Below are 19,761 nucleotides of genomic sequence, written 5' to 3'. Positions count from 1 at the left end.
GGCACCTGCTGGTGCCCTTTGTGCTGAAAACCCTGGCACGTTTCGCTGTCAGTCAGCGCCTGCACAGGAAACGGGGTCAGATCGGAAAGACGCAAAAGCCGTCATCCATGACACGCTCGGCCCGCGCCGTCCTGGCGCGGGACGCTTTCCTCTTCTGACCCCGTTCCCTGCGCGTTAAGCTTATTTATTGCTGTCAGATTCACCTGGGTCAGGTTTGTATCAGTAACCCGCACTTAAATCATCGATGCTGCGCGGGTCAGACGCGCCATACAGCATGCCATCCGGCCCAATCATGATGCTCTGGGTACTGCCCATCGCAGGCAGCACCTTCACATGCTGACCTCTGGCTTCCAGCAGACGCAGTGTGTCCGGACTGAAGCCCTTCTCTACCCGCAACTGATCCGGCAGCCACTGATGGTGGAACCGCGGTGCGTTAGTCGCTTCCGCCACGTTCATGCCAAAATCGATGCTGTTAACCACCATCTGCAGCACGGTGGTGATAATGCGGCTGCCGCCCGGGCTGCCGGTCACCAGCCAGGTTTTGCCCCCTTTGGCCACGATAGTCGGCGACATCGACGACAGCGGGCGTTTCGCTGGCTGCACGGCATTCGCTTCACCGCCCACCAACCCATAGACATTAGGCGTTCCGGGTTTAGCAGAGAAATCATCCATCTCGTTGTTCATCAGAATGCCGCTCTTGCCTGCCACAATGCCGCTGCCGAAATAGGTGTTCAGCGTATAGGTCACCGCAACCGCATTCCCCTGCTTATCCACCACCGAGAAGTGGGTGGTCTGGTTGCTTTCATAAGGGTCGAGTTTACCCGGCTTGATCTCGCTGGAGGGGCGCGCTTTCGCCACATCGATCTGCTGCGCCAGCGTCTTAGCGTAGGCTTTACTGGTCAGCGCCTGCCACGGCACCTTCACGAAATCGGGATCGCCGAGATACTCTGAGCGGTCGGCATAGGCATATTTTTCCGCTTCCGCCATCACCTGCATGGCATCCGCACTGCCAAAGCCCATCTTCGCCAGATCGAAATTCTCCAGGATATTGAGGATCTGCACGATGTGAATGCCCCCGGATGACGGCGGTGGCATCGAGAAGACCTCATAGCCACGGTAAGTGCCGCTAATCGGCTTGCGCTCGACGGCACGATAGGCCGCCAGGTCCGCTTTGGTGATCAGCCCGCCGTGCTGTGCCATCTCTCCGGCGATCTCATCCGCAATTTCGCCTTTATAAAAGGCATCCGGCCCCTGACGGGCGATCAGTTGCAGGCTGTGAGCGAGATTTTTCTGCACCAGCCGATCGCCCTTCTGCCACGGTGTGCCGTCTGGCTTGTAGAAGATCGCCTTGCTGTTGGGATGGGTGATCAGCACCTCTTTGCCGTAGGTTTTCAGGTCATCGGCCAGCGCATCGTTAACCGGAATGCCGTCCCGCGCCAGCCGGATGGCCGGAGCCAGCAGGGTGCTCAGCGGCAGAGTGCCATATTTGTGTGCGGCCAGCGCCAGACCCGCTACGGTGCCGGGGGTACCGGACGCGAGATGTGAGGTCAGCGACAGCTTGCTGTCGGCATTGCCCTGCTTATCCAGAAACATATCGCGCGACGCCCGTCCCGGTGCCATTTCACGGAAATCGATGGCGGTGGCACGGCCCGAGGCGGTGCGCAGCAGCATAAAGCCGCCTCCGCCAAGGTTGCCCGCCTGCGGATGGGTGACCGCCAGCGCAAAACCTACGGCGACGGCGGCATCTACGGCATTGCCGCCCTGACGCAGAATCTCTACGCCGACCTGGGTCGCCATCGCGTCTACCGACGCCACCATCCCGTGCTGCGCTTTGACCGGGTGAAACGTGTCGCTGTCTACGCCATAAGAGACGGGCGGCGCCTGCGTTGGCGCGGCATTAGCACCCGCCACGACGGTAAAACTCATCACCAGCGACCAGCTAAGCTGACGCACCGTTTGCTGCATTTTCATCCTGTCACCATCCCGTGTTGTTATTTACATTTTTTTATCATTTCTGCAAGTGCTTACAAATACAGCAAAAGTGTCAGGGTTAAGTCAAATCAGGAATACATCTGAAAGTCAGGTCTGTGATATCGGGTAAACTTATGGGTGCGACCCAGAAGCCGGTGTGCGCCGTTGTGCACCCATAACCCTGTCGCGTTCAGAAAGGAGGAGTGATGAAAAAGTGGATGATTGTTTTAGCCGCCCTGCTGCCTTTCGCCAGTCAGGCGAACACGCTGAACAGCACTAATGACCCGAACCGGCCGGGCTATAATCCCAGCCAGCAGCGGATGCAGTCACAGATGCAGACCCAGCAGCAGCAGCAACAGCTGAAGCTGCGCCAGGATCAGCAGCGTCAGACTCAGGATATGCAGCGTAAAATGCAGGAACAGCGCGACAGCGCCCGGCAGCGGGTAATCACCACGCAGCCGGGGCAGCAGAATCAGAATTCAAATCAGAACTAACCGAAGTCGGGGCCGATGATGTCGATTGCGTCGGTACAGATGGCATCGACGCCCCATTTCAGTAACTCCCGCGCCCGATCCGGACTGTTCACGGTGTAGACCAGAATCTTCAGGTCCGCGCTTTTCAGCTCGGCAACCCGCTCCGCGGTCAGCACTTTATGGTTGAGGTGGATGGAGACGCACGCCAGCGCCGTGGTCTTTTCCCGCCACTGCGGGTCCCAGCTGTGAGACAGCAGCCCTCGCGGCAGCTGCGGCTCTGCCTGCATGGCGGCTTCCAGCGCCTCAAAAGAGAACGACGAGAGCAGCGGCGCGGTCTGATCCTGCCACAGCATCGCCGCGGCCTGCGCCACGGCACGGCCGGTTTCGGTCTCGCTGCCGGTGGTGGGTTTGATTTCGATGTTGGCCATCATCTGATGCTGACGGCAGCGTGCCGCCACCTCATCCAGCCGCGCCAGCTTTTCGCCCGAGAAGGCGTTGCCAAACCAGCCGCCCGCATCAAGCTGCGATAACTTTTCCCACGGCAGCTGACCCGCCACGCCCCAGCCGTTACTGGTGCGATCCAGCGTGTCGTCGTGCAGCAGAAAAATCTGCGCATCGGCCGAGAGTTTGACATCAAATTCAATCATCTGATGTCCAAACTTCGCGCCAGTGTCGATGGCTGCCAGGGTATTTTCCGGTGCCAGTTTACCGCCGCCGCGGTGGGCGACGATGCGGGGATAGGGCCAGTGTTGTGTGCTCATTCCAGACGCTTTCCATGGGTTGAATCGAAGAAGTGTAACGCATCTGACGGCAGATGCAGCCACAGCGTCGTGCCGGGTTCCGGCCGTTCACTGTGGGCTAAGCGTACCACCAGCGGCGTGTCGCCGATGCGGCCATGGGCCAGATTATCGGCACCCAGCATCTCCAGCGTGTCCACCCGCAGCGGGATGCCGCCCTGCTCGCGGCTGCTTTGCCGGATATGCTCTGGCCGGATACCCAGCACCACCGGCCGGCCAGCCCATTTCGCCCTGCTCTCGCTCAGCGGCAGCGCGTGCGAGGCGTCGAGATTAAAGCGCGACCCGTCGCTGCTGAACTGCCCTTTCAGCAGGTTCATGGCAGGCGCGCCGATAAACGCGGCGACGAACTGGCTGGCGGGACGCTCATAGATCTCCACCGGGGTGCCAAGCTGCTCGACCACCCCTTTATTCATCACCATCACCCGCTGCGCCAGCGTCATCGCCTCAACCTGGTCGTGCGTCACATAGAGGCTGGTGGTCTGCAGGCGGCGATGCAGCTGCTGCAACTCCAGCCGCATCTGCACCCGCAAACGGGCGTCGAGATTCGACAGCGGCTCATCAAACAGAAAGACCGCCGGTTCGCGCACGAGAGCGCGGCCCATCGCCACGCGCTGACGCTGCCCGCCGGAGAGCTCCCGCGGCCGCCGCGTCAGCAAATGATCCAGCTCCAGACTGCGCGCCGCGTCGAGCACCCGCTGACGAATCTGCTCTTTGCCCATGCCGCGAATTTTGAGGCCATACGCCATGTTCTCCTCTACCGACATGTGGGGATAGAGCGCATAGTTCTGGAACACCATCGCGATGCCGCGATCTTTCGGCTCCTCCTGGGTGACGCGCCGGTTATTGATGTAGATATCGCCGGAGGTGACCCGCTCCAGACCGGCCACCATGCGCAGCAGGGTCGATTTTCCGCAGCCGGAAGGGCCGACCATCACCATAAATTCGCCGTCATGGATGGTGACGTTCAGCGGCTGAATGATCTGATTTTTACCGTCATAGGATTTGGTCACTGCCTGAAGGGTTACGCCTGCCATCTTATTTCTCACTCTCAACCAGACCGCGCACAAAGGCACGCTGCATGACCAATACCACCACCAGCGGTGGGATCAGGGTTAATAACATTGCTGCCATCACTTCGTTCCACTGGGTCGGCGAACCGCTGCTGGAGATCATGCTTTTAATCCCCGCCACCGCCGTGCCGAGGCTGGCGTCATTGATAATCAGCAGCGGCCAGAGATACTGGTTCCAGCCGTAGATAAAGGTGATCACGAATAACGCCGCCAGATTGGTTCTGGAGAGCGGCAGCACGATGTCGATAAAGAAGCGCATCGCGCTGGCCCCATCAATGCGCGCCGCTTCGACCAGCTCATCCGGCAGCGACATAAAAAACTGACGAAACAGGAAGGTGGCGGTTGCTGAAGCCATCAGTGGCAGGGTCAGCCCGCTGTAGCTGTCGAGCAGATTGAGATCGGCAATCACCTGCACCGTCGGGAAAATACGCACCTCCACCGGCAGCATCAGGGTGATAAAGATCAGCCAGAAGAAGAGCGTGCGCAGCGGAAAGCGAAACCAGACCAGCGCAAATGCCGACAGCATCGACACGGTGATTTTGCCGAAGGTGATGCCGAGCGCCATGATCATGCTGTTAAGCAGCATCAGACCAAATGCCGGGCCGCTGCCGTTGACGCCGTGAGTCCAGATGCGTGAGACGTTCTCCCAGAGATGGGTGCCGGGCACCAGCGTCATCGGCACCTGATAGACCGCCTCGTTATCCAGCGTTGCGGCGACAAAGGCGACGTAGAGCGGAAACAGGATGGTGAGCACGCCCAGTACCAGCACGAGGTGGCTGAAGAGATCCAGCCCGCGTCGATTCTCAATCATTGGTATTGCACCTTACGTTCAACAAAGCGGAACTGGATGACCGTCAGCCCGATGACCAGCAGCATCAGCACCACCGACTGCGCCGCCGACGAGGAGAGGTCCAGACCGGTGAAGCCTTCGCGGTAGATTTTGTAGATCAGCGTGGTGGTCGCCTGCACCGGCCCGCCGCCGGTAGCCGCGTCGATCACCGGGAAGGTGTCGAAGAAGGCATAGATCAGATTCACCACCAGCAGAAAGAAGCTCACCGGCGCAATCAGCGGCAGGGAAAGGTTGAAGAAGCGTCGCACCGGCCCGGCACCGTCAATCGCGGCGGCTTCCACCAGCGATTTCGGGATCGACTGCAGAGCAGCGAAAAAGAACAGGAAGTTGTAGCTCATCTGCTGCCAGATCGACGCCAGAACAATCAGGAACATCGCCTGACCGCTGTTCTGCGCATAGTTCCACTCATAGCCGATGTGGTGCAGCAGGTAGCTGAAGAGGCCCAGACCGGGATTGAACAGAAACATCCACAGTACCGCGGCCACCACCGGCGCAACGGCGTAGGGCAGCAGCAGCAGGGTCTGATAGAGGCGGCGCAGTCGCACCACATAATCGACCAGCGCCGCCAGCAGCAGCGAAAACAGCATGCCGAACCCCGTGACCATGCCGCTGAATGTCAGGGTGGTCCAGAACGAATCGAGATAGTAGGGATCGGCAAACAGGCGTCTGAAATTTTCCAGCCCGACAAAGCGGCTGGAGAGGCCAAAGGGATCGAGGCTTTGCAGCGAGTACCACAGCGCTTCACCGGCAGGCCAGAGAAAGAAGACCGCGGTGATCAGTAACTGCGGCAGCACCAGCAGATAAGGCAGCAGGCTGGTGCGAAAAACCGGGCGAGAAGAAGACATAGCGCACTCTGATTCAGAAAGAGAGAGGGCCAGCCTGCACTGGCCCTGTCGGGCAGATTACTTCACCTGCTGCTGGAAGCGACGCAGCAGTTCGTTGCCGCGTTTGACCGCGTTATCCAGCGCGCTTTGCGGCGACTGTTTACCGGTCCAGACGCTCTCCAGCTCTTCGTCAATCACGGCACGGATCTGCGGCATATTGCCCAGACGTATGCCTTTGGTGAACGGCAGCGGCGGTTTGTTCATCATCTGACGGGTAGCGATATCTGCACCCGGATTTTTGTCGTAGAAGCCCTGCTGTTTCGTCAGCTCATAGGCGGCCGTGGTAATCGGCAGGTAGCCGGTTTTCTGGTGCCATTCCGCCGCGATTTCCGGTTTCGCGAGGAACTGCATGAACTCCGCGACGCCTTTATACGTTGCCGCATCTTTGCCTTTCATCACCCACAGGCTGGCTCCGCCGATCAGGGCGTTCTGCGGCGCGCCTTTTACGGTGTCGTCATAGGGCATCATGCCAACGCCAAAGTTGAATTTTGCGTAGTGGCGGATATCGGCCAGCGAACCGGAGGAGGCGGTAGTGATGCCGCAGTCGCCGTTGTAGAACTTCGCCGTCGGCTCATCTTTGCGGCCAAAGTAGGTGAAGTCCCCTTTTTTGTTCATCGCTTCCAGCATTTCGATGTGACGCACCTGCACCGGTTTGTTGAACTCCAGCACCGCATCCAGGCCGTCGAAGCCGTTATTTTCCGTGGCGACGGGCAGCGCATGCCAGGCGCTGAAGTTTTCGATCTGAATCCAGCCCTGCCAGCCGCTGGCGTAGCCGCAGCTCATGCCCGACTTGCGCAGCGCGGCGGCATCCGTGGCCAGCTCCTGCCAGGTTTTCGGGGGCTGATCGGGATTCAGACCCGCTTTCTTAAAGGCATCTTTGTTGTAGTAGAGCACCGGGGTAGAGCTGTTGAACGGCTGAGAGATCAGCTGGCCTTTGCTGTCGCTGTAGTAGCCCGCGACCGTTGGCACGAACTGCTTTTCATCAAAGGGGATGCCGGCATCTTTGAAGACCTGATGCACCGGCACAATCGCCTGTGAAGCCATCATGGTGGCCGTGCCCACTTCATAAACCTGCAGCACCGCAGGCGCTTTGCCGCTGCGCACTGCCGCGATCCCGGCCGCCAGGCTCTGCTCGTAGTTACCTTTGTAGGTCGGAACGATTTTGTAATCGGGATGGGTCTGGTTAAAGCGCTGAGCCAGCGAATCGACTTCTTTGCCTAACTCGCCTTCCATGGAGTGCCAGAAAGGGATCTCGGTGGCGGCGATGGCATGGCCGCTAAGGGTCAGACCGAGCAGCGCGCTCATCAGGCTACGGCGAAAGGTAACGACGGACATAGAGTTTTCCTGTGCAGGTAAATACGCGTGAAATCACGGATTTCTGGTTCGCGAAGTAACATGACACGGGGAAATGACGGATTAATAACAGGCAGATGACAGGCGGGTGACAGGCGAAAGGGAAGAAAGGCGGAGCAGCTAACGACTTTGTTGACACAATCTGGCCAGGTTGCTGTAAGACTGAGCATGCACAAGGAACAAGGTCAGATCGGAAAGACGCTAAATCCGTCATCCATGACACGCTCGGCCCGCGCCGTCCATGGCGCGGGACGCTTTCCTCTTCTGATCATGTTCCCTGCGCGTTGAGTTTATTTGTTGCGGCCAGATTCACACTGATTTAGGTTTGTCAGCAGTCTGAGCAGCTATAACATCATTACTACGTCGGATTGATTACCATAAGCTGCAACGGCCTCTGGCAAAGGCCATCGGAACTACCCTTCACACCAGTGCTCCAGGCAGTCGGCGGCGCAGGCAGGTTGCGGGCGGACAGCGCGCAGCCACCGGAGCGTACACGTAGTACGTGAGGATGGCGAGCACTGCCCAACCGGAACCTGGCAAGCAAGCCAGGCCGTGCCCCATCAGGCACCCAGATACGCGCTGCGGACGGCTTCGTTGGAGAGTAATGCTGCACCAGTGTCTTCCAGCACCACATGCCCGTTCTCCAGCACATAGCCCCGGTCCGCCAGCTTCAGCGCCTGATTGGCATTCTGCTCCACCAGGAAGATGGTCATCCCCTCGCTGCGCAGCTGCTCAATGGTGTCGAAGATCTGCTGAATAATGATCGGTGCCAGTCCCAGCGACGGCTCATCCAGCAGCAGCAGGCGCGGCTGGCTCATCAGCGCACGGCCAATGGCCAGCATCTGCTGCTCACCGCCGGACATGGTGCCGGCGCGCTGGATTTTACGCTCCGCCAGACGCGGAAAGAGTTCATACACGCGCTTGATCCGCGACAGGTAGTCCGGACGGCTGGCAAAAAAGCCGCCCATCGCCAGGTTCTCCTCCACCGTCATGCGCGAAAAGACCCGCCGCCCCTCTGGCACGATGGCAATTGCTTCACGCATGATGCGCGCCGTCTGCCAGTCAGTGATGGTTTTGCCATCAAAGGTAATGGTGCCCTGGGTCGCGCGCGGTTCGCCGCACAGCGTGCCGAGCAGCGTGGTTTTCCCGGCGCCGTTGGCACCAATCAGGGTGACGATTTCGCCCTGATTGATGTAAAGACTGACGTTGTGCAGCGCCTGAATTTTGCCGTAATGCGCACTGACGTTCTCAATGGTTAACATCGCATTTGCCATCTCAGGCCTCTCCTAAATAGGCGCGAATGACATCCGGGTTATTACGAATCTCTTCCGGCGTTCCGTTAGCCAGCGGCGTTCCCTGATTGACCACGTAAATGCGGTCAGAGATGCCCATTACCAGCTTCATATCATGTTCAATCAGCAGCACCGAAACCTTGTGTTCGCCACGCAGTTCCGCAATCAGCGCATCCAGCTCGTGGGTCTCTTTGGGGTTGAGGCCCGCTGCCGGCTCATCCAGCATCAGGATCTCCGGGCGCGTCACCATGCAGCGCGCGATCTCCAGCCGGCGCTGCTGACCATAGGCCAGATTGCCCGCCTGACGGTTAGCCAGGTCGAGTAAGCCGACCCGCTCCAGCCAGGTCGCCGCGCGATCCAGCGCTTCGCTCTCACTGCGGCGAAACGCGGGCGTTTTCAGCAGGCCGGAAAACAGGCCGCTCTTCAGGTGCTGATGCTGTGCCACCAGCAGGTTCTCAATCACCGTCATCTCACGGAACAGGCGTACGTGCTGGAAGGTTCGCACAATGCCCATGCGCGCAATCTTCTGACCCGGCAGGCCTTCCAGATGCTGGTCACGCAATGTGATGCTGCCGCCGGTTGGCTTGTAAAAGCCGGTCAGGCAGTTGAACACCGTGGTTTTCCCGGCACCGTTAGGGCCAATCAGCGAAACGATCTCCTGCGGACGCAGCTCCAGCGCCACATTGTTTACGGCTAACAGACCGCCGAAGCGCATCATCAGGCCTTCAACGGCTAATAAAGGCTGACTCATGCCTCTTCTCCTTGTTTACCGGTTCTGAGCTTCAGATGCGGACGCTTCATCGGCAGCAGGCCCTGCGGACGCCAGATCATCATCAGCACCATCAGGCCACCCAACACCAGCATGCTGTACTCATTGAGATCGCGCATCAGCTCGCGGGAAACCACCAGCAGAATGGCAGCCAGAATCACCGCGAACTGCGATCCCATGCCACCCAGTACCACAATCGCCAGCACAAAGGCGGACTCGACAAAGGTAAAGGATTCCGGGCTGACAAAGCCCTGGCGCGCCGCGAACAGGCTGCCGGCGAATCCGGCAAAGGCGGCACTGATAGTAAAGGCGGTCAGCTTGATGCGGGTCGGGCTGAGGCCCAGAGAGCGACAGGCGATCTCATCTTCACGCAGGGCTTCCCAGGCGCGACCCAGCGGCATCCGCAGCAGCCGGTTGATCACGAACAGCGTCACCACCACCAGCAGCAGCGCCACCAGATAGAGGAAGATGATACGGTCGCTGGGGTCGTACTTCAGGCCAAAGAAGTTGTGGAAGGTATCCCAGCCGCCTTCGCGCGGGGTACGCCCGAACTCCAGGCCAAACAGGGTCGGTTTAGGGATCTGGCTGATGCCGTTGGGTCCGCCGGTCAGCGCGGTATTGTTCAGCAGCAGGATACGCACAATCTCACCGAAGCCCAGCGTCACAATGGCCAGATAATCGCCGCGCAGTCGCAGCACCGGGAAGCCCAGCAGCAGACCAAACAGCGCAGCCACGATGCCGGAGAGCGGCAGACACTGCCAGAAGCCAAGGCCGTAGTAGTGGTTCAGCAGCGCAAAGGTGTAGGCACCGATGGCGTAGAAGCCACCGTAGCCCAGCACCAGCAGGCCCGACAGTCCCACCACCACATTCAAGCCCAGGCCGAGCATCACGTAGATCAGCGTCATCGTGGCGATATCCACGGTGCCGCGCGACACCAGGAAAGGCCAGGCGACTGCGGCGATAATCAGCACCGCCATCACCAGCTTCTGCTTCGGCGTTGAGCCATCAAAGCCCGGCAACACCAGCGACGGACCGGAGACTTTCTTCAGGCTGCTCTGCCAGACCGGACGCAGCAGCTGGAACAGAAACACCACCGCACAGCCTGCGGCGATCCAGTTCCAGCGCACGCTGCCCGCGTTCTGCACCACCAGATTTGTGCCATCCAGCGTCAGGCGCAGTCCCATAAAGAAGGTGGCCAGCACCAGCAGCATTACCGAGGCGATCAGGGCGTTGATAAACGAGGTCTTCATACTTTCTCAACCTCCGGACGACCCAGAATCCCGGTCGGCATCACCAGCAGCACCACAATCAGCAGGGCAAACGAAACCACATCTTTATATTCCGTGCTGAGATAAGCTGACGTCAGCGCTTCAGCGATACCCAGCACCAGTCCGCCAATCATCGCGCCCGGAATACTGCCGATCCCGCCCAGCACGGCGGCGGTGAACGCTTTCATCCCCGCCATAAAGCCGATGAAGGGGTTGATCGAGCCGTAGAACTGGCCCAGCAGCACGCCTGCTACCGCGGCCATCGCGGCCCCGATCACGAAGGTCAGCGAGATCACGCGGTCGGTGTTTATGCCCAGCAGACTGGCCATTTTCAGATCTTCAGCGCAGGCGCGACAGGCGCGGCCCATGCGGGAGTAGCGGATAAAGGTGGTCAGCGCCAGCATCGCCAGGAAGGTCACCACCCAGATAACAATCTGCATGGTTGAGATGGTGGCGGCAAACCCGTTGCTCTCCCCCACCGTCCACTGTCCGGTGATCAGGCTCGGCAGCGCCAGGTCGCGTGAGCCCTGGGTCAGGCTGACGTAGTTTTGCAGGAAGATCGACATCCCGATGGCGGAGATGAGCGCAATCAGGCGCTTAGAGGAACGTACGGGCCGGTAGGCCACGCGTTCAATGCTCCAGCCGTAGGCGCTGGAGATAATGACTGCCATCACAAAGCCAGCCGCAATCATCAGCCAGGTGGTGTCGATGCCCATCATCATCAGGGCGGCAATCACGATAAAGGAGACATAGCTACCGATCATGTACACCTCGCCGTGGGCGAAGTTGATCATGCCGATAATGCCGTAAACCATGGTGTAACCGATGGCGATCAGCGCGTAGGTGCTCCCGAGGGTGACACCGTTAAACATCTGCTGAATAAAATAGAGGAACTGCTCGGACATACCTTAACCCTTACTTATCCGATCGCAGGCGATCGGGGTACAAAAAACGCCTGGCAGCGGTGTGCCAGGCGTTCGTGTCGCCGGTGAGTGGAGACCGCTTAGCTGGCCTCCGGCTCACCAGAAAACCGCCTGGTTTACTTCACTGCGGTCGAGGTACCATCGGCATGCCATTTGAAGATGCCGAATTCAAAGCCCTTGAGATCGCCCTTTTCATCCCAGTTCAGGTTGCCCATGACGGTTGGCACCGCAGCCCCTTCTTTAAGGTTCTTCACGATAGCGTCCGGCTCTTCGCTCTTGCTACGTTCCATGCCGGTGGTCAGCGATTGCAGCGCGGCATAGGTGGTCCAGACGAACGGACCGGTCGGATCAAGTTTCTTCGCCTTCAGCGCGTCAACGATCGGTTTGTTGGTTTCAACCTGATCGTAGCGTTTCGGCAGCGTGACCAGCATGCCCTCAGACGCCGCACCGGCAATGTTCGACAGGGAGGCGTTGCCCACCCCTTCTGGTCCCATAAACTGCGTTTTCAGACCGGCCGCCCGCGCCTGACGCAGGATCTGGCCCATTTCCGGGTAGTAGCCGCCGAAATAGACGAAATCGACGTTCTCTTTCTTAAAGCGCGCCACCAGCGTAGAGAAATCTTTGTCGCCTGCGGTGATCCCTTCAAACATGACGATGTTCGCGCCCTGCTTTTTCAGGCTCTCCTGTACGGAACGCGCCAGGCCTTCACCATATTGCTGTTTGTCGTGCACCACGGCGATACGCTGCGGCTTCAGCTCGCTCATAATGTATTTGGCTGCGGTCGGCCCCTGGTCAGAGTCCAGACCGGTGGTGCGCATGATCAGTTTATAGCCGCGGGAAGTCAGGTCAGGTGCGGTCGCCGCCGGGGTAATCATCAGCACGCCTTCATCTTCATAGATGTCAGACGCAGGCTGGGTCGAAGAGGAGCAGAGATGGCCGATAACATAACGGATACCGTCGTTAATCACCTTGTTCGCGACCGCAACGGCCTGTTTCGGGTCACAGGCGTCATCATATTTCACCGCAACCAGTTTGTTGCCGTTAACGCCGCCTTTGGCGTTGATATCTTCAATCGCCTGAGTAGCACCCGCGAACTGCATGTCGCCGTACTGCGCCACCGGACCTGACATTGCGCCAACAATCGCCACTTTAATATCTTCAGCCAGCGCCGCATGGCTCATCGCCAGTGCTACACATCCCGCCAGTAATGCGCGACCTTTCATTTTCATCCTGACTACCCCATCTGTTTTGTCGTGTATGTTGTGAATGCGTGCATTGCCAGATAAAGTCGAAAACTGATTGATCATGAAGGAGTTAGCGTACTTTTCTGGCATTTTTTAATAATAAGGCTTTATTTTTCAGGTTATTAAACAGGATGTTTCTTCTGTAAATCAACTGACATATTCAGAATTGACTGAGTGAAACAGCATAATACACTGGAGGCAATGGCCGGTTTTTCACCACTTTGCCAGCGCATTATGCTGGGTTGATCGCAGGCTTAACCTGTTTACACCTATTATCCTGGCACCCAGGCCATCTTTTGACCTGTTTTATTGATGAAAATGTGGTGGCGCTCTGGTTGTATACTTTCGCTGCACTTTCCCCTTTTTTAGAGGTTTTTGTTATGAAGCTGACTATCCAGCGTTTAACCACGCTGACGCCGCAGGACCACATCGATCTGGGCAAGGTCTGGCCCGATCTGAACATTCAGGAACTGGAACAGCGGCTGGATGAGCGCCATCGTCTCTATGCGGCGCGCTTCAACGATCGGCTGCTGGCGGGGTTACAGCTGGAAATCTCCGGTACGCACGGCAAGATCCACCGGCTGGCGGTGCGTGACGTGACGCGGCGACGCGGTGTGGGCCACTATCTGCTGGAAGAGACGATTGCGCAGAACGGATCGATAGCGGACTGGTGGATTGCCGATGATGGCAGTGACGATCAGCAGGTGCGGGCGGCATTTATGCAGGCGTGCGGTTTTCGGGCGCAGAGTGACGGCTGGATACGGGCAACAGATGACGCAGAGGGGATGGCGGAAGAGGCGTGACAGTCCGGGGCGACAGAAAGCAACAGGGGCGACATGCTGTCGCCCCTGTGGGTATTACGCTTCGATCGCCATACGCAGTTTTTTCATGGCGTTCTTCTCCAGCTGCCGGACTCGTTCGGCTGAGACGCCATACTGATCGGCCAGCTCCTGCAGCGTGGTTTTGTTATCTTCGTCCAGCCAGCGGGCGCGGATGATGTGCTGACTGCGCTCATCCAGGCCTTCCATCGCATAGCTCAGCTTGTCAGCGGCGTGTGCGTCCCAGTTATCCTCTTCAATGCCATCAGCAAAGTCAGAGGTCTTATCCTGGAGATAGAGCACCGGGGCCATTGAGCGGCCTTCACTGCTCTCATCGTCGGCAGACATATCAAAGGTCATATCCTGCGCAGCCATACGCGATTCCATTTCACGTACGTCTTTACTGCTTACGCCCAGCTCACGCGCGACCATCTCAACTTCATCCTGATTGAACCAGCCCAGACGCTGCTTGGTTTTACGCAGGTTAAAGAACAGCTTACGCTGTGCTTTGGTGGTCGCGACTTTCACGATACGCCAGTTACGCAGCACGTACTCGTGAATCTCGGCTTTAATCCAGTGCACGGCGAATGAAACCAGGCGCACGCCAACTTCCGGGTTGAAGCGGCGCACCGCTTTCATCAGGCCGATGTTACCTTCCTGAACCAGGTCAGCCTGTGGCAAGCCGTAACCGGAGTAATTACGAGCGATATGAACTACAAAGCGTAGGTGTGACAGGATCAGCGTCTTAGCTGCATCCAGATCGCCCTGGTAATGCAGCCGTTCAGCTAACGCTTTTTCCTCTTCTGCCGACAGCATCGGCCAGGTGTTGGCAGCCCGGACGTAAGAATCCAGGGTGCCCGGAGAAGCAATAGCTAAAGTTTGCATTTCTTTGGTCATTCAAACCCTCACAAATTCAATGGAATTGCCGCACATTTCCCTGCGCAGACGATACAGTAAGTCAACGTCGCGCGAAATCCGAAAGCAATCTGTGCTACTTAGAGTGTGAAAGTTATCCACAAGTTCAATTATAGCAGTGAATATTTTACACACAGATGACAGGAAGGGAAGAGGGGAAAAGGTCCTCTGCATACACTGTCGGTAGCAGAGGACCATTATAACAAAAAAATGTTGCAGGCGTTTACTGTGGCGTAAATCGGCGTAAATGTTGTACCGTGGCCAGCCAGGCAGCCACCCAGCCGATGATCGCCGCAATCAGCAGCAGCAGCAGCGCTTCATCCCAGGAGAAGCCTTCCAGCGAGAAGGTGGTGCCGAAGACGGTCGCCACGCTGGCAACCACCGACTGCAGGCGCAGCACCAGCACTTCCGACAGCAGCAGCGACAGCACCGCTCCGCTGAAGCCCAGCAGCGCCCCGCCATAGAGGAAAGGCCGCAGGATGAAGCCATCCGTCGCGCCGATCAGCTTCTGAACGTTAATGGTGTCACGCCGGGCGAAAATGCTGAGCCGGACGCTGTTGCCGATCACCAGGAACACCGCCACGATCATCAGTACGCCAATCATCGACGCGATCTGCCCCACCAGCCCGGTCAGCGCGGCCAGTCGTGCAAACCAGCTGTCATCCATCCGGACTTCATCCACGCCCTGCACTTTCGTCACGCGGTCGCGCAGGCTTTGCATGGTGTCGGAGTTCTGGAAATTGAGCTTCGGCGTAATGATCGCAACGGCGGGCAGCGGATTCTGCTCCAGCATATCCATCGCGCCGCCAAAGCCTGACCAGTTACGGAACTCGTTCAGCGCCTCTTCGCGCGTCAGGTAGTTGACGTTATCCACCCCTTCCACCTGTTTGAGCTGCGCCACCACATTTTCGGCCGCGCTGTCATCCAGGGTCTTGGAGAGATAGACGGTTAACTGCGGTGCCGGATACCACTGGGTCGCCGCCTGGCTGACGTTTTTCCACACCATGTAGCAGACGCTGGGCAGCGTCAGGGAGATGGCGATCACCATCACCGTCAGCAGCGTAGCCAGCGGCTGACGCCACATATCAGAGAGGGTGCCGCGCAGCGCATAGCGCCACTGCTCCTGCCAGCCACCCTTCAGCGCTTTACTCTTCGACGGCTGCTTTGCTTTCGGTGCCGCCGGACGTTTAATGCGTTTATTGACCATCGTGGCCTCCGTGCAGGCGTCCCTGATTCAGCGTCATCATCCGATAGTTGCGTCGGGCGATCAGGCCGCTGTCATGCGTTGCCATCAGGACGGTGACGCCGACGCGGTTGAACTCTTCGAACAGGCGCAGAATATCTTCTGACAGCGCGTCGTCGAGGTTACCGGTCGGTTCATCCGCCAGCAGCACTGACGGTTTGTTCACTACCGCACGGGCGATGCCGACACGCTGCTGTTCACCACCAGAAAGCTGAATCGGATAACTTTTCGCTTTGTCGAGCAGACCCACTTTATCCAGCGCGGCCGATACGCGACGACGGATATCTTCGCCACTGGCGCCCGAGATAATCAGCGGGATCGCCACGTTGTCATAGACCGAGCGATCCATCAGCAGGTGGTGGTCCTGGAAGATCATGCCGATCTGACGACGCAGAAACGGCACTTCACTGTTCCGCAGACGGGAAATGTCATGGCCACTGAACCAGATTTTTCCGGCACTCGGGCGCTCAATGCCACAAATCAGCTTCAGCAGGGTACTCTTACCGGCACCGGAGTGGCCGGTGAGAAACGCCATTTCGCCGGGGCGCAGATGGAAATCTACCCCCTGCAGCGCCTGACGTCCGCCGAGATATGCCTTACTGACCTCTTCAAAGCGAATCATCCTAATTAGTCCTCTCGGGCAAACAGTGCCTCAATAAAATCGTCCGCCTTAAACGGTCGTAAATCTTCAATGCCTTCACCGACACCAATGTAGCGAATCGGAATACCGAACTGATCGGCCACCGAGAAGATCACGCCGCCTTTAGCGGTGCCATCCAGTTTGGTGAGCGCAATACCGGTCAGGCCGACCGCTTCGTTAAACAGCCGGGCCTGGCTGACCGCATTCTGTCCGGTGCTGGCGTCCAGCGTCAGCATCACTTCGTGAGGCGCGGACTCATCCAGCTTTTTCATCACGCGGGTGATTTTTTTCAGCTCTTCCATCAGGTGCGATTTGTTCTGCAGACGCCCGGCGGTGTCGGCAATCAGCACATCCACGCCACGCGATTTCGCCGCCTGAATCGCATCAAAGATCACCGAGGCGGAATCTGCGCCGGTGTGCTGGGCAATCACCGGAATGTTGTTGCGCTGGCCCCACACCTGCAGCTGCTCAACCGCTGCCGCACGGAAGGTATCGCCCGCCGCTAACATCACGGATTTGCCTTCGGCCTGATACTGGCGCGCCAGCTTACCGATGGTGGTGGTTTTCCCCACACCATTGACGCCCACCATCAGGATCACAAACGGTGTTTTGCCTGAAACGTCCAGCGGCGCGTCGACTTTGGCAAGAATTGACGCCATCTCCGCCTTCAGCAGGCCATAGAGCGCTTCCGCGTCGCGCAGCTGCTTGCGGTTTGCCTGCTGGGTCAGATGCGTAATGATGCGGCGCGTGGTATCCACACCCACATCCGCAATCAGCAGCTGCTCTTCCAGCTCATCAAACAGATCGTCATCAATCTTTTTGCCCCGGAACAGGCTGATAAAACCGGAACCGAGGTTCTGACGGGTTTTTACCAGGCTGCGTTTCAGGCGGGCAAAGAAGCCCTCTTTGGCGGGACGCTCCTGCTCCTGGGCGATAAATGGCGCAGCAGCCAGCGGCAGATCGCTGACGGTATCAGCAGTGCTCTCGTCCGCCGATTCCTCAGCGATCACCTCTGCGTCGGCCAGCGCCAGCGCGGTCAGCTCCTCCTCGCTCAGCGGCGCGTCAGCCTCGCCAGGCAGGATTTCCGTATCTGCATCGTCCTCTGCCCGTGCGGCAGAATCCTGCTCGCTGTGCGGGGCATCCGCGTCGCTGTGCGGCGTGTCGATAATCTCTGCGTCACCCAGCGCCAGCGCGGTCAGCTCCGCTTCGCTCAGCGGAGCCACGGCGTCATCCGGTGTCGTTTCAACGACAGCGGCATCGCCCAGTGCCAGCGCCGTCAGCTCCTCGTCACTTAACGGTGCGTCTGAGGGGACGGCATCCTCAACCGGCATGACCACGGCGTCGGCGTCAATGACCGGCGCGTCGTCATGTTCAGGTGCAGCAGATTCAGTGATAGCGTCAGATTCGGTAACGACAGATTCAGCGTCATCCAGCGCCGCCGGTGCCGCTTCAGATGGCGCGGCCGCGGTTACGTCCGCCTCATGCTGCTCGCTGGCTACCGTTTCGGTAATGGCAACCGTCTCTTCCGCCTGTGCTTCTGCCTGACTTAAAGCCGGGGCTTCCTGTTCTGGCTGCTGCTGAGCGGGTTCTGCGACCTGTTGTGTCTGCTCTTCCGCTGCAGGTTGTTTCTCTTCCTCTTTGCCAAATCCCAGCCAGGAAAAAAAGCCACGTTTTTTCTCTTTTGCCATTGTGTGACTACACTCCTCGATGGCTTTGTCCCGGTCGCGCAGGGTTTCCAGGGGTAAATCAATGAAAGTTGGTCATCGCCAGACCGGCGTAAACCGCAGAATAATGCATGACTTCAGCAACTCAGTAGTCTAACACTTTCCAGCCAGCTCACCACAGCACCCTTTTTTAACGTTTCTTCTCACCGATTCGCCCGTTAAACTACGCAACAAATTATGACGAGTTGTGAGCAAGATGAATAAAAACCCCCGCAGTACAGGCGGAACCGGGCAGATCCGCATCATTGGCGGCCAGTGGCGCGGACGTAAATTGCCGGTGCCGGACAGTGCCGGACTGCGCCCCACCACCGACCGGGTGCGAGAGACGCTGTTTAACTGGCTGGCCCCGGTGCTGCCCGAGGCGCGCTGCCTCGACTGCTTTGCCGGAAGCGGCGCATTAGGCCTGGAAGCGCTGTCACGCTATGCTGGATCGGCGACCCTGCTGGAGCTGGAACGTCCGGTGGCGCAGCAGCTGACAAAAAATCTGCAGACCCTGCGCGCCAGCAACGGCACCGTCATCCAGACCAATACGCTAAACTGGCTGGCGCAGCCGGGCGAACCCTTCGATGTGGTGTTTATCGACCCACCGTTTCGTCAGGGATTGCTGGCCCAGACGCTGCAGTTGCTGGAGCAGAATCACTGGCTGGCCGATCAGGCGCTGATTTATGTCGAGAGCGAAGTGGAAAATGGCGCACCGCCGGTGCCGCCAGCGTGGGATCTTTATCGCGAGAAAATAGCCGGACAGGTGGCTTATCGTTTGTATCAACGTCAACAGGAGACGCAGGATGTTACTTAATTTGGGGCGTCTGTTGATGCTTTGCGTGTGGGGATTTTTACTGGCTAACGTGGTGCATCCCTACCCGAAACCGCTGACTTACTTTATCAACGTGGCGCTGTTCTTCATGATCATGATGCACGGTCTGCAGCTGGTATTGCTGCGCGCCACGCAGACTAAAGACGCGCCGCCTATCGATCGCGTCACCCAGATCAAAGTCTTTCTGTTCGGGGTTTTCGAGCTGGTCGCCTGGCAGAAGAAACATTTCCCGCGCAAAAAATAGTGCCGGGCGGGCGTCACGCCCGCCAGTTACTGCACGGGCGTGAAGCTGATAAAGCGCGTGCCCTGCATCTTCAGTTCGCCCTTCGCCCCTTTATCCAGCTGATGGTACTCCGCCTCTTTAATCTGCACCTTAATATCGCTGGCCCCGTTCAGCGGATGAAACAGGGCTTCATACCGCATCTCTTCGCCGGCGATCACTTCCCGCTGCCGTGAACGGCGATTGGGTGCCGGAAATTCCCGTTTGGTTCTGACTTCAGCCTGCAACGCCCGCACCGGTGACGCGTCATTGACCGCGCCTTCGCGGCGTTGCTTGATGAACTGACGCGTGGCCAGCACGGCGATAACCGCCAGGACGATAATAAAAATCAGCGGGGGTTTACTCATGGTGAATCTGTGCCTGAGGAGATGATGAAACAGGGAGCAAAGGATACAACCAGAGTTGCCTGATTGTCACATCTCTGAGGCGTAAC

Annotated in this window: 20 protein-coding genes; 4 read left to right on the top strand and 16 right to left on the bottom strand. The window is 58.3% G+C overall.

The genetic code is table 11. The features are described 5' to 3' along the window. Positions 1-219: 219 nt before the first annotated feature. Positions 220-1,971, bottom strand: a complete 1,752-nt coding sequence (gene ggt / locus HFD97_RS14060) for a gamma-glutamyltransferase (RefSeq protein WP_033736081.1) — start codon at positions 1,969-1,971, stop codon at positions 220-222. A gap of 206 nt (positions 1,972-2,177) precedes the next feature. On the opposite strand from ggt, the gene HFD97_RS14055 reads away from it, so the two are divergent. Continuing rightward, positions 2,178-2,465 carry a DUF2756 domain-containing protein gene (locus tag HFD97_RS14055; protein WP_009087771.1) on the top strand — a complete coding sequence of 96 codons (288 nt, stop codon included), beginning with the start codon at positions 2,178-2,180 and terminating at the stop codon, positions 2,463-2,465. Here the strand turns inward: HFD97_RS14055 and ugpQ are convergent. The 10 genes from ugpQ to HFD97_RS14005 form a co-directional block, all read right to left on the bottom strand. Continuing rightward, a complete protein-coding gene (gene ugpQ, locus HFD97_RS14050; RefSeq protein WP_058956966.1) occupies positions 2,462-3,205 on the bottom strand; it encodes a glycerophosphodiester phosphodiesterase in 744 nt (247 codons plus the stop codon). The genes HFD97_RS14055 and ugpQ overlap by 4 nt on opposite strands. Beyond that, positions 3,202-4,275, bottom strand: a complete 1,074-nt coding sequence (locus HFD97_RS14045) for a sn-glycerol-3-phosphate import ATP-binding protein UgpC (RefSeq protein ID WP_167432106.1) — start codon at positions 4,273-4,275, stop codon at positions 3,202-3,204. The genes ugpQ and HFD97_RS14045 overlap by 4 nt, the downstream gene beginning before the upstream one ends. 1 nt (position 4,276) lies before the next feature. Beyond that, the gene (gene ugpE, locus HFD97_RS14040; protein WP_046100748.1) at positions 4,277-5,122 is read right to left on the bottom strand and encodes a sn-glycerol-3-phosphate ABC transporter permease UgpE; all 846 of its coding nucleotides are present in this window, start codon (positions 5,120-5,122) and stop codon (positions 4,277-4,279) included. Then, entirely contained in the window at positions 5,119-6,006 is an 888-nt protein-coding gene (gene ugpA, locus HFD97_RS14035) for a sn-glycerol-3-phosphate ABC transporter permease UgpA (RefSeq protein ID WP_009087778.1), read from the bottom strand. Before ugpA ends, ugpE begins: the two co-directional genes overlap by 4 nt. A 57-nt stretch (positions 6,007-6,063) precedes the next feature. Then, positions 6,064-7,380: a sn-glycerol-3-phosphate ABC transporter substrate-binding protein UgpB gene (ugpB, locus tag HFD97_RS14030; protein ID WP_009087781.1), complete on the bottom strand. Its 1,317-nt coding sequence runs from the start codon at positions 7,378-7,380 to the stop codon at positions 6,064-6,066. Positions 7,381-7,958: 578 nt separating this feature from the next. Next, positions 7,959-8,672: a high-affinity branched-chain amino acid ABC transporter ATP-binding protein LivF gene (gene livF, locus HFD97_RS14025; protein ID WP_033736083.1), complete on the bottom strand. Its 714-nt coding sequence runs from the start codon at positions 8,670-8,672 to the stop codon at positions 7,959-7,961. Position 8,673: 1 nt separating this feature from the next. Then, entirely contained in the window at positions 8,674-9,441 is a 768-nt protein-coding gene (gene livG / locus HFD97_RS14020) for a high-affinity branched-chain amino acid ABC transporter ATP-binding protein LivG (protein ID WP_009087785.1), read from the bottom strand. After that, entirely contained in the window at positions 9,438-10,709 is a 1,272-nt protein-coding gene (locus HFD97_RS14015) for a high-affinity branched-chain amino acid ABC transporter permease LivM (RefSeq protein ID WP_009087787.1), read from the bottom strand. The genes livG and HFD97_RS14015 overlap by 4 nt, the downstream gene beginning before the upstream one ends. Beyond that, complete coding sequence (gene livH, locus HFD97_RS14010; protein ID WP_009087789.1) at positions 10,706-11,632, bottom strand: high-affinity branched-chain amino acid ABC transporter permease LivH; 927 nt, start codon at positions 11,630-11,632, stop codon at positions 10,706-10,708. Before livH ends, HFD97_RS14015 begins: the two co-directional genes overlap by 4 nt. A 134-nt stretch (positions 11,633-11,766) precedes the next feature. Further along, complete coding sequence (locus tag HFD97_RS14005) at positions 11,767-12,879, bottom strand: branched-chain amino acid ABC transporter substrate-binding protein (protein ID WP_009087791.1); 1,113 nt, start codon at positions 12,877-12,879, stop codon at positions 11,767-11,769. Positions 12,880-13,274: 395 nt separating this feature from the next. On the opposite strand from HFD97_RS14005, the gene panM reads away from it, so the two are divergent. Beyond that, a complete protein-coding gene (gene panM / locus HFD97_RS14000; RefSeq protein ID WP_009087793.1) occupies positions 13,275-13,697 on the top strand; it encodes an aspartate 1-decarboxylase autocleavage activator PanM in 423 nt (140 codons plus the stop codon). 54 nt (positions 13,698-13,751) lie between these two features. On the opposite strand, the gene rpoH is transcribed toward panM, so the two are convergent. The 4 genes from rpoH to ftsY form a co-directional block, all read right to left on the bottom strand. Next, a complete protein-coding gene (gene rpoH, locus HFD97_RS13995; protein ID WP_009087795.1) occupies positions 13,752-14,609 on the bottom strand; it encodes an RNA polymerase sigma factor RpoH in 858 nt (285 codons plus the stop codon). A gap of 241 nt (positions 14,610-14,850) precedes the next feature. Beyond that, a complete protein-coding gene (gene ftsX / locus HFD97_RS13990) occupies positions 14,851-15,834 on the bottom strand; it encodes a permease-like cell division protein FtsX (RefSeq protein ID WP_009087796.1) in 984 nt (327 codons plus the stop codon). Continuing rightward, positions 15,824-16,492 carry a cell division ATP-binding protein FtsE gene (gene ftsE / locus HFD97_RS13985; protein WP_009087798.1) on the bottom strand — a complete coding sequence of 223 codons (669 nt, stop codon included), beginning with the start codon at positions 16,490-16,492 and terminating at the stop codon, positions 15,824-15,826. Before ftsE ends, ftsX begins: the two co-directional genes overlap by 11 nt. A 5-nt stretch (positions 16,493-16,497) precedes the next feature. After that, complete coding sequence (gene ftsY, locus HFD97_RS13980; protein ID WP_167432107.1) at positions 16,498-18,198, bottom strand: signal recognition particle-docking protein FtsY; 1,701 nt, start codon at positions 18,196-18,198, stop codon at positions 16,498-16,500. Between the two features lie 232 nt (positions 18,199-18,430). Here ftsY and rsmD point away from each other — a divergent pair, with 232 nt between their 5' ends. Both rsmD and HFD97_RS13970 read left to right on the top strand, forming a co-directional pair. Continuing rightward, positions 18,431-19,030, top strand: a complete 600-nt coding sequence (rsmD, locus tag HFD97_RS13975) for a 16S rRNA (guanine(966)-N(2))-methyltransferase (RefSeq protein WP_009087801.1) — start codon at positions 18,431-18,433, stop codon at positions 19,028-19,030. Beyond that, on the top strand, positions 19,020-19,292 hold the full coding sequence (locus tag HFD97_RS13970; protein ID WP_009087803.1) for a DUF1145 family protein: 273 nt from the start codon (positions 19,020-19,022) through the stop codon (positions 19,290-19,292). The genes rsmD and HFD97_RS13970 overlap by 11 nt, the downstream gene beginning before the upstream one ends. Positions 19,293-19,318: 26 nt before the next feature. Here the strand turns inward: HFD97_RS13970 and HFD97_RS13965 are convergent, their stop codons facing one another. Then, positions 19,319-19,675, bottom strand: a complete 357-nt coding sequence (locus tag HFD97_RS13965; RefSeq protein ID WP_058956962.1) for a DUF2500 domain-containing protein — start codon at positions 19,673-19,675, stop codon at positions 19,319-19,321. Positions 19,676-19,761 lie beyond the last annotated feature (86 nt).

Source organism: Pantoea sp. EKM103V (genome assembly GCF_011800365.1).
In the GTDB taxonomy this organism is placed as follows: domain Bacteria; phylum Pseudomonadota; class Gammaproteobacteria; order Enterobacterales; family Enterobacteriaceae; genus Pantoea; species Pantoea anthophila.
This window is presented reverse-complemented; position numbering and strand designations above follow the sequence as displayed.

Excerpts from the sequence above, each read along its gene's own strand:
- HFD97_RS14015 (WP_009087787.1), bottom strand. The coding sequence starts at position 10,709 with ATGAAGACCTCGTTTATCAACGCCCTGATCGCCTCGGTAATGCTGCTG.
- livH (WP_009087789.1), bottom strand. The coding sequence starts at position 11,632 with ATGTCCGAGCAGTTCCTCTATTTTATTCAGCAGATGTTTAACGGTGTC.
- ggt (WP_033736081.1), bottom strand. The coding sequence starts at position 1,971 with ATGAAAATGCAGCAAACGGTGCGTCAGCTTAGCTGGTCGCTGGTGATG.
- HFD97_RS13965 (WP_058956962.1), bottom strand. The coding sequence starts at position 19,675 with ATGAGTAAACCCCCGCTGATTTTTATTATCGTCCTGGCGGTTATCGCC.
- ftsX (WP_009087796.1), bottom strand. The coding sequence starts at position 15,834 with ATGGTCAATAAACGCATTAAACGTCCGGCGGCACCGAAAGCAAAGCAG.
- livF (WP_033736083.1), bottom strand. The coding sequence starts at position 8,672 with ATGGCAAATGCGATGTTAACCATTGAGAACGTCAGTGCGCATTACGGC.
- ftsE (WP_009087798.1), bottom strand. The coding sequence starts at position 16,492 with ATGATTCGCTTTGAAGAGGTCAGTAAGGCATATCTCGGCGGACGTCAG.
- HFD97_RS14055 (WP_009087771.1), top strand. The coding sequence starts at position 2,178 with ATGAAAAAGTGGATGATTGTTTTAGCCGCCCTGCTGCCTTTCGCCAGT.
- ugpA (WP_009087778.1), bottom strand. The coding sequence starts at position 6,006 with ATGTCTTCTTCTCGCCCGGTTTTTCGCACCAGCCTGCTGCCTTATCTG.
- ftsY (WP_167432107.1), bottom strand. The coding sequence starts at position 18,198 with ATGGCAAAAGAGAAAAAACGTGGCTTTTTTTCCTGGCTGGGATTTGGC.
- HFD97_RS14005 (WP_009087791.1), bottom strand. The coding sequence starts at position 12,879 with ATGAAAATGAAAGGTCGCGCATTACTGGCGGGATGTGTAGCACTGGCG.
- HFD97_RS13970 (WP_009087803.1), top strand. The coding sequence starts at position 19,020 with ATGTTACTTAATTTGGGGCGTCTGTTGATGCTTTGCGTGTGGGGATTT.
- rsmD (WP_009087801.1), top strand. The coding sequence starts at position 18,431 with ATGAATAAAAACCCCCGCAGTACAGGCGGAACCGGGCAGATCCGCATC.
- ugpE (WP_046100748.1), bottom strand. The coding sequence starts at position 5,122 with ATGATTGAGAATCGACGCGGGCTGGATCTCTTCAGCCACCTCGTGCTG.
- HFD97_RS14045 (WP_167432106.1), bottom strand. The coding sequence starts at position 4,275 with ATGGCAGGCGTAACCCTTCAGGCAGTGACCAAATCCTATGACGGTAAA.
- panM (WP_009087793.1), top strand. The coding sequence starts at position 13,275 with ATGAAGCTGACTATCCAGCGTTTAACCACGCTGACGCCGCAGGACCAC.
- ugpB (WP_009087781.1), bottom strand. The coding sequence starts at position 7,380 with ATGTCCGTCGTTACCTTTCGCCGTAGCCTGATGAGCGCGCTGCTCGGT.
- ugpQ (WP_058956966.1), bottom strand. The coding sequence starts at position 3,205 with ATGAGCACACAACACTGGCCCTATCCCCGCATCGTCGCCCACCGCGGC.
- rpoH (WP_009087795.1), bottom strand. The coding sequence starts at position 14,609 with ATGACCAAAGAAATGCAAACTTTAGCTATTGCTTCTCCGGGCACCCTG.
- livG (WP_009087785.1), bottom strand. The coding sequence starts at position 9,441 with ATGAGTCAGCCTTTATTAGCCGTTGAAGGCCTGATGATGCGCTTCGGC.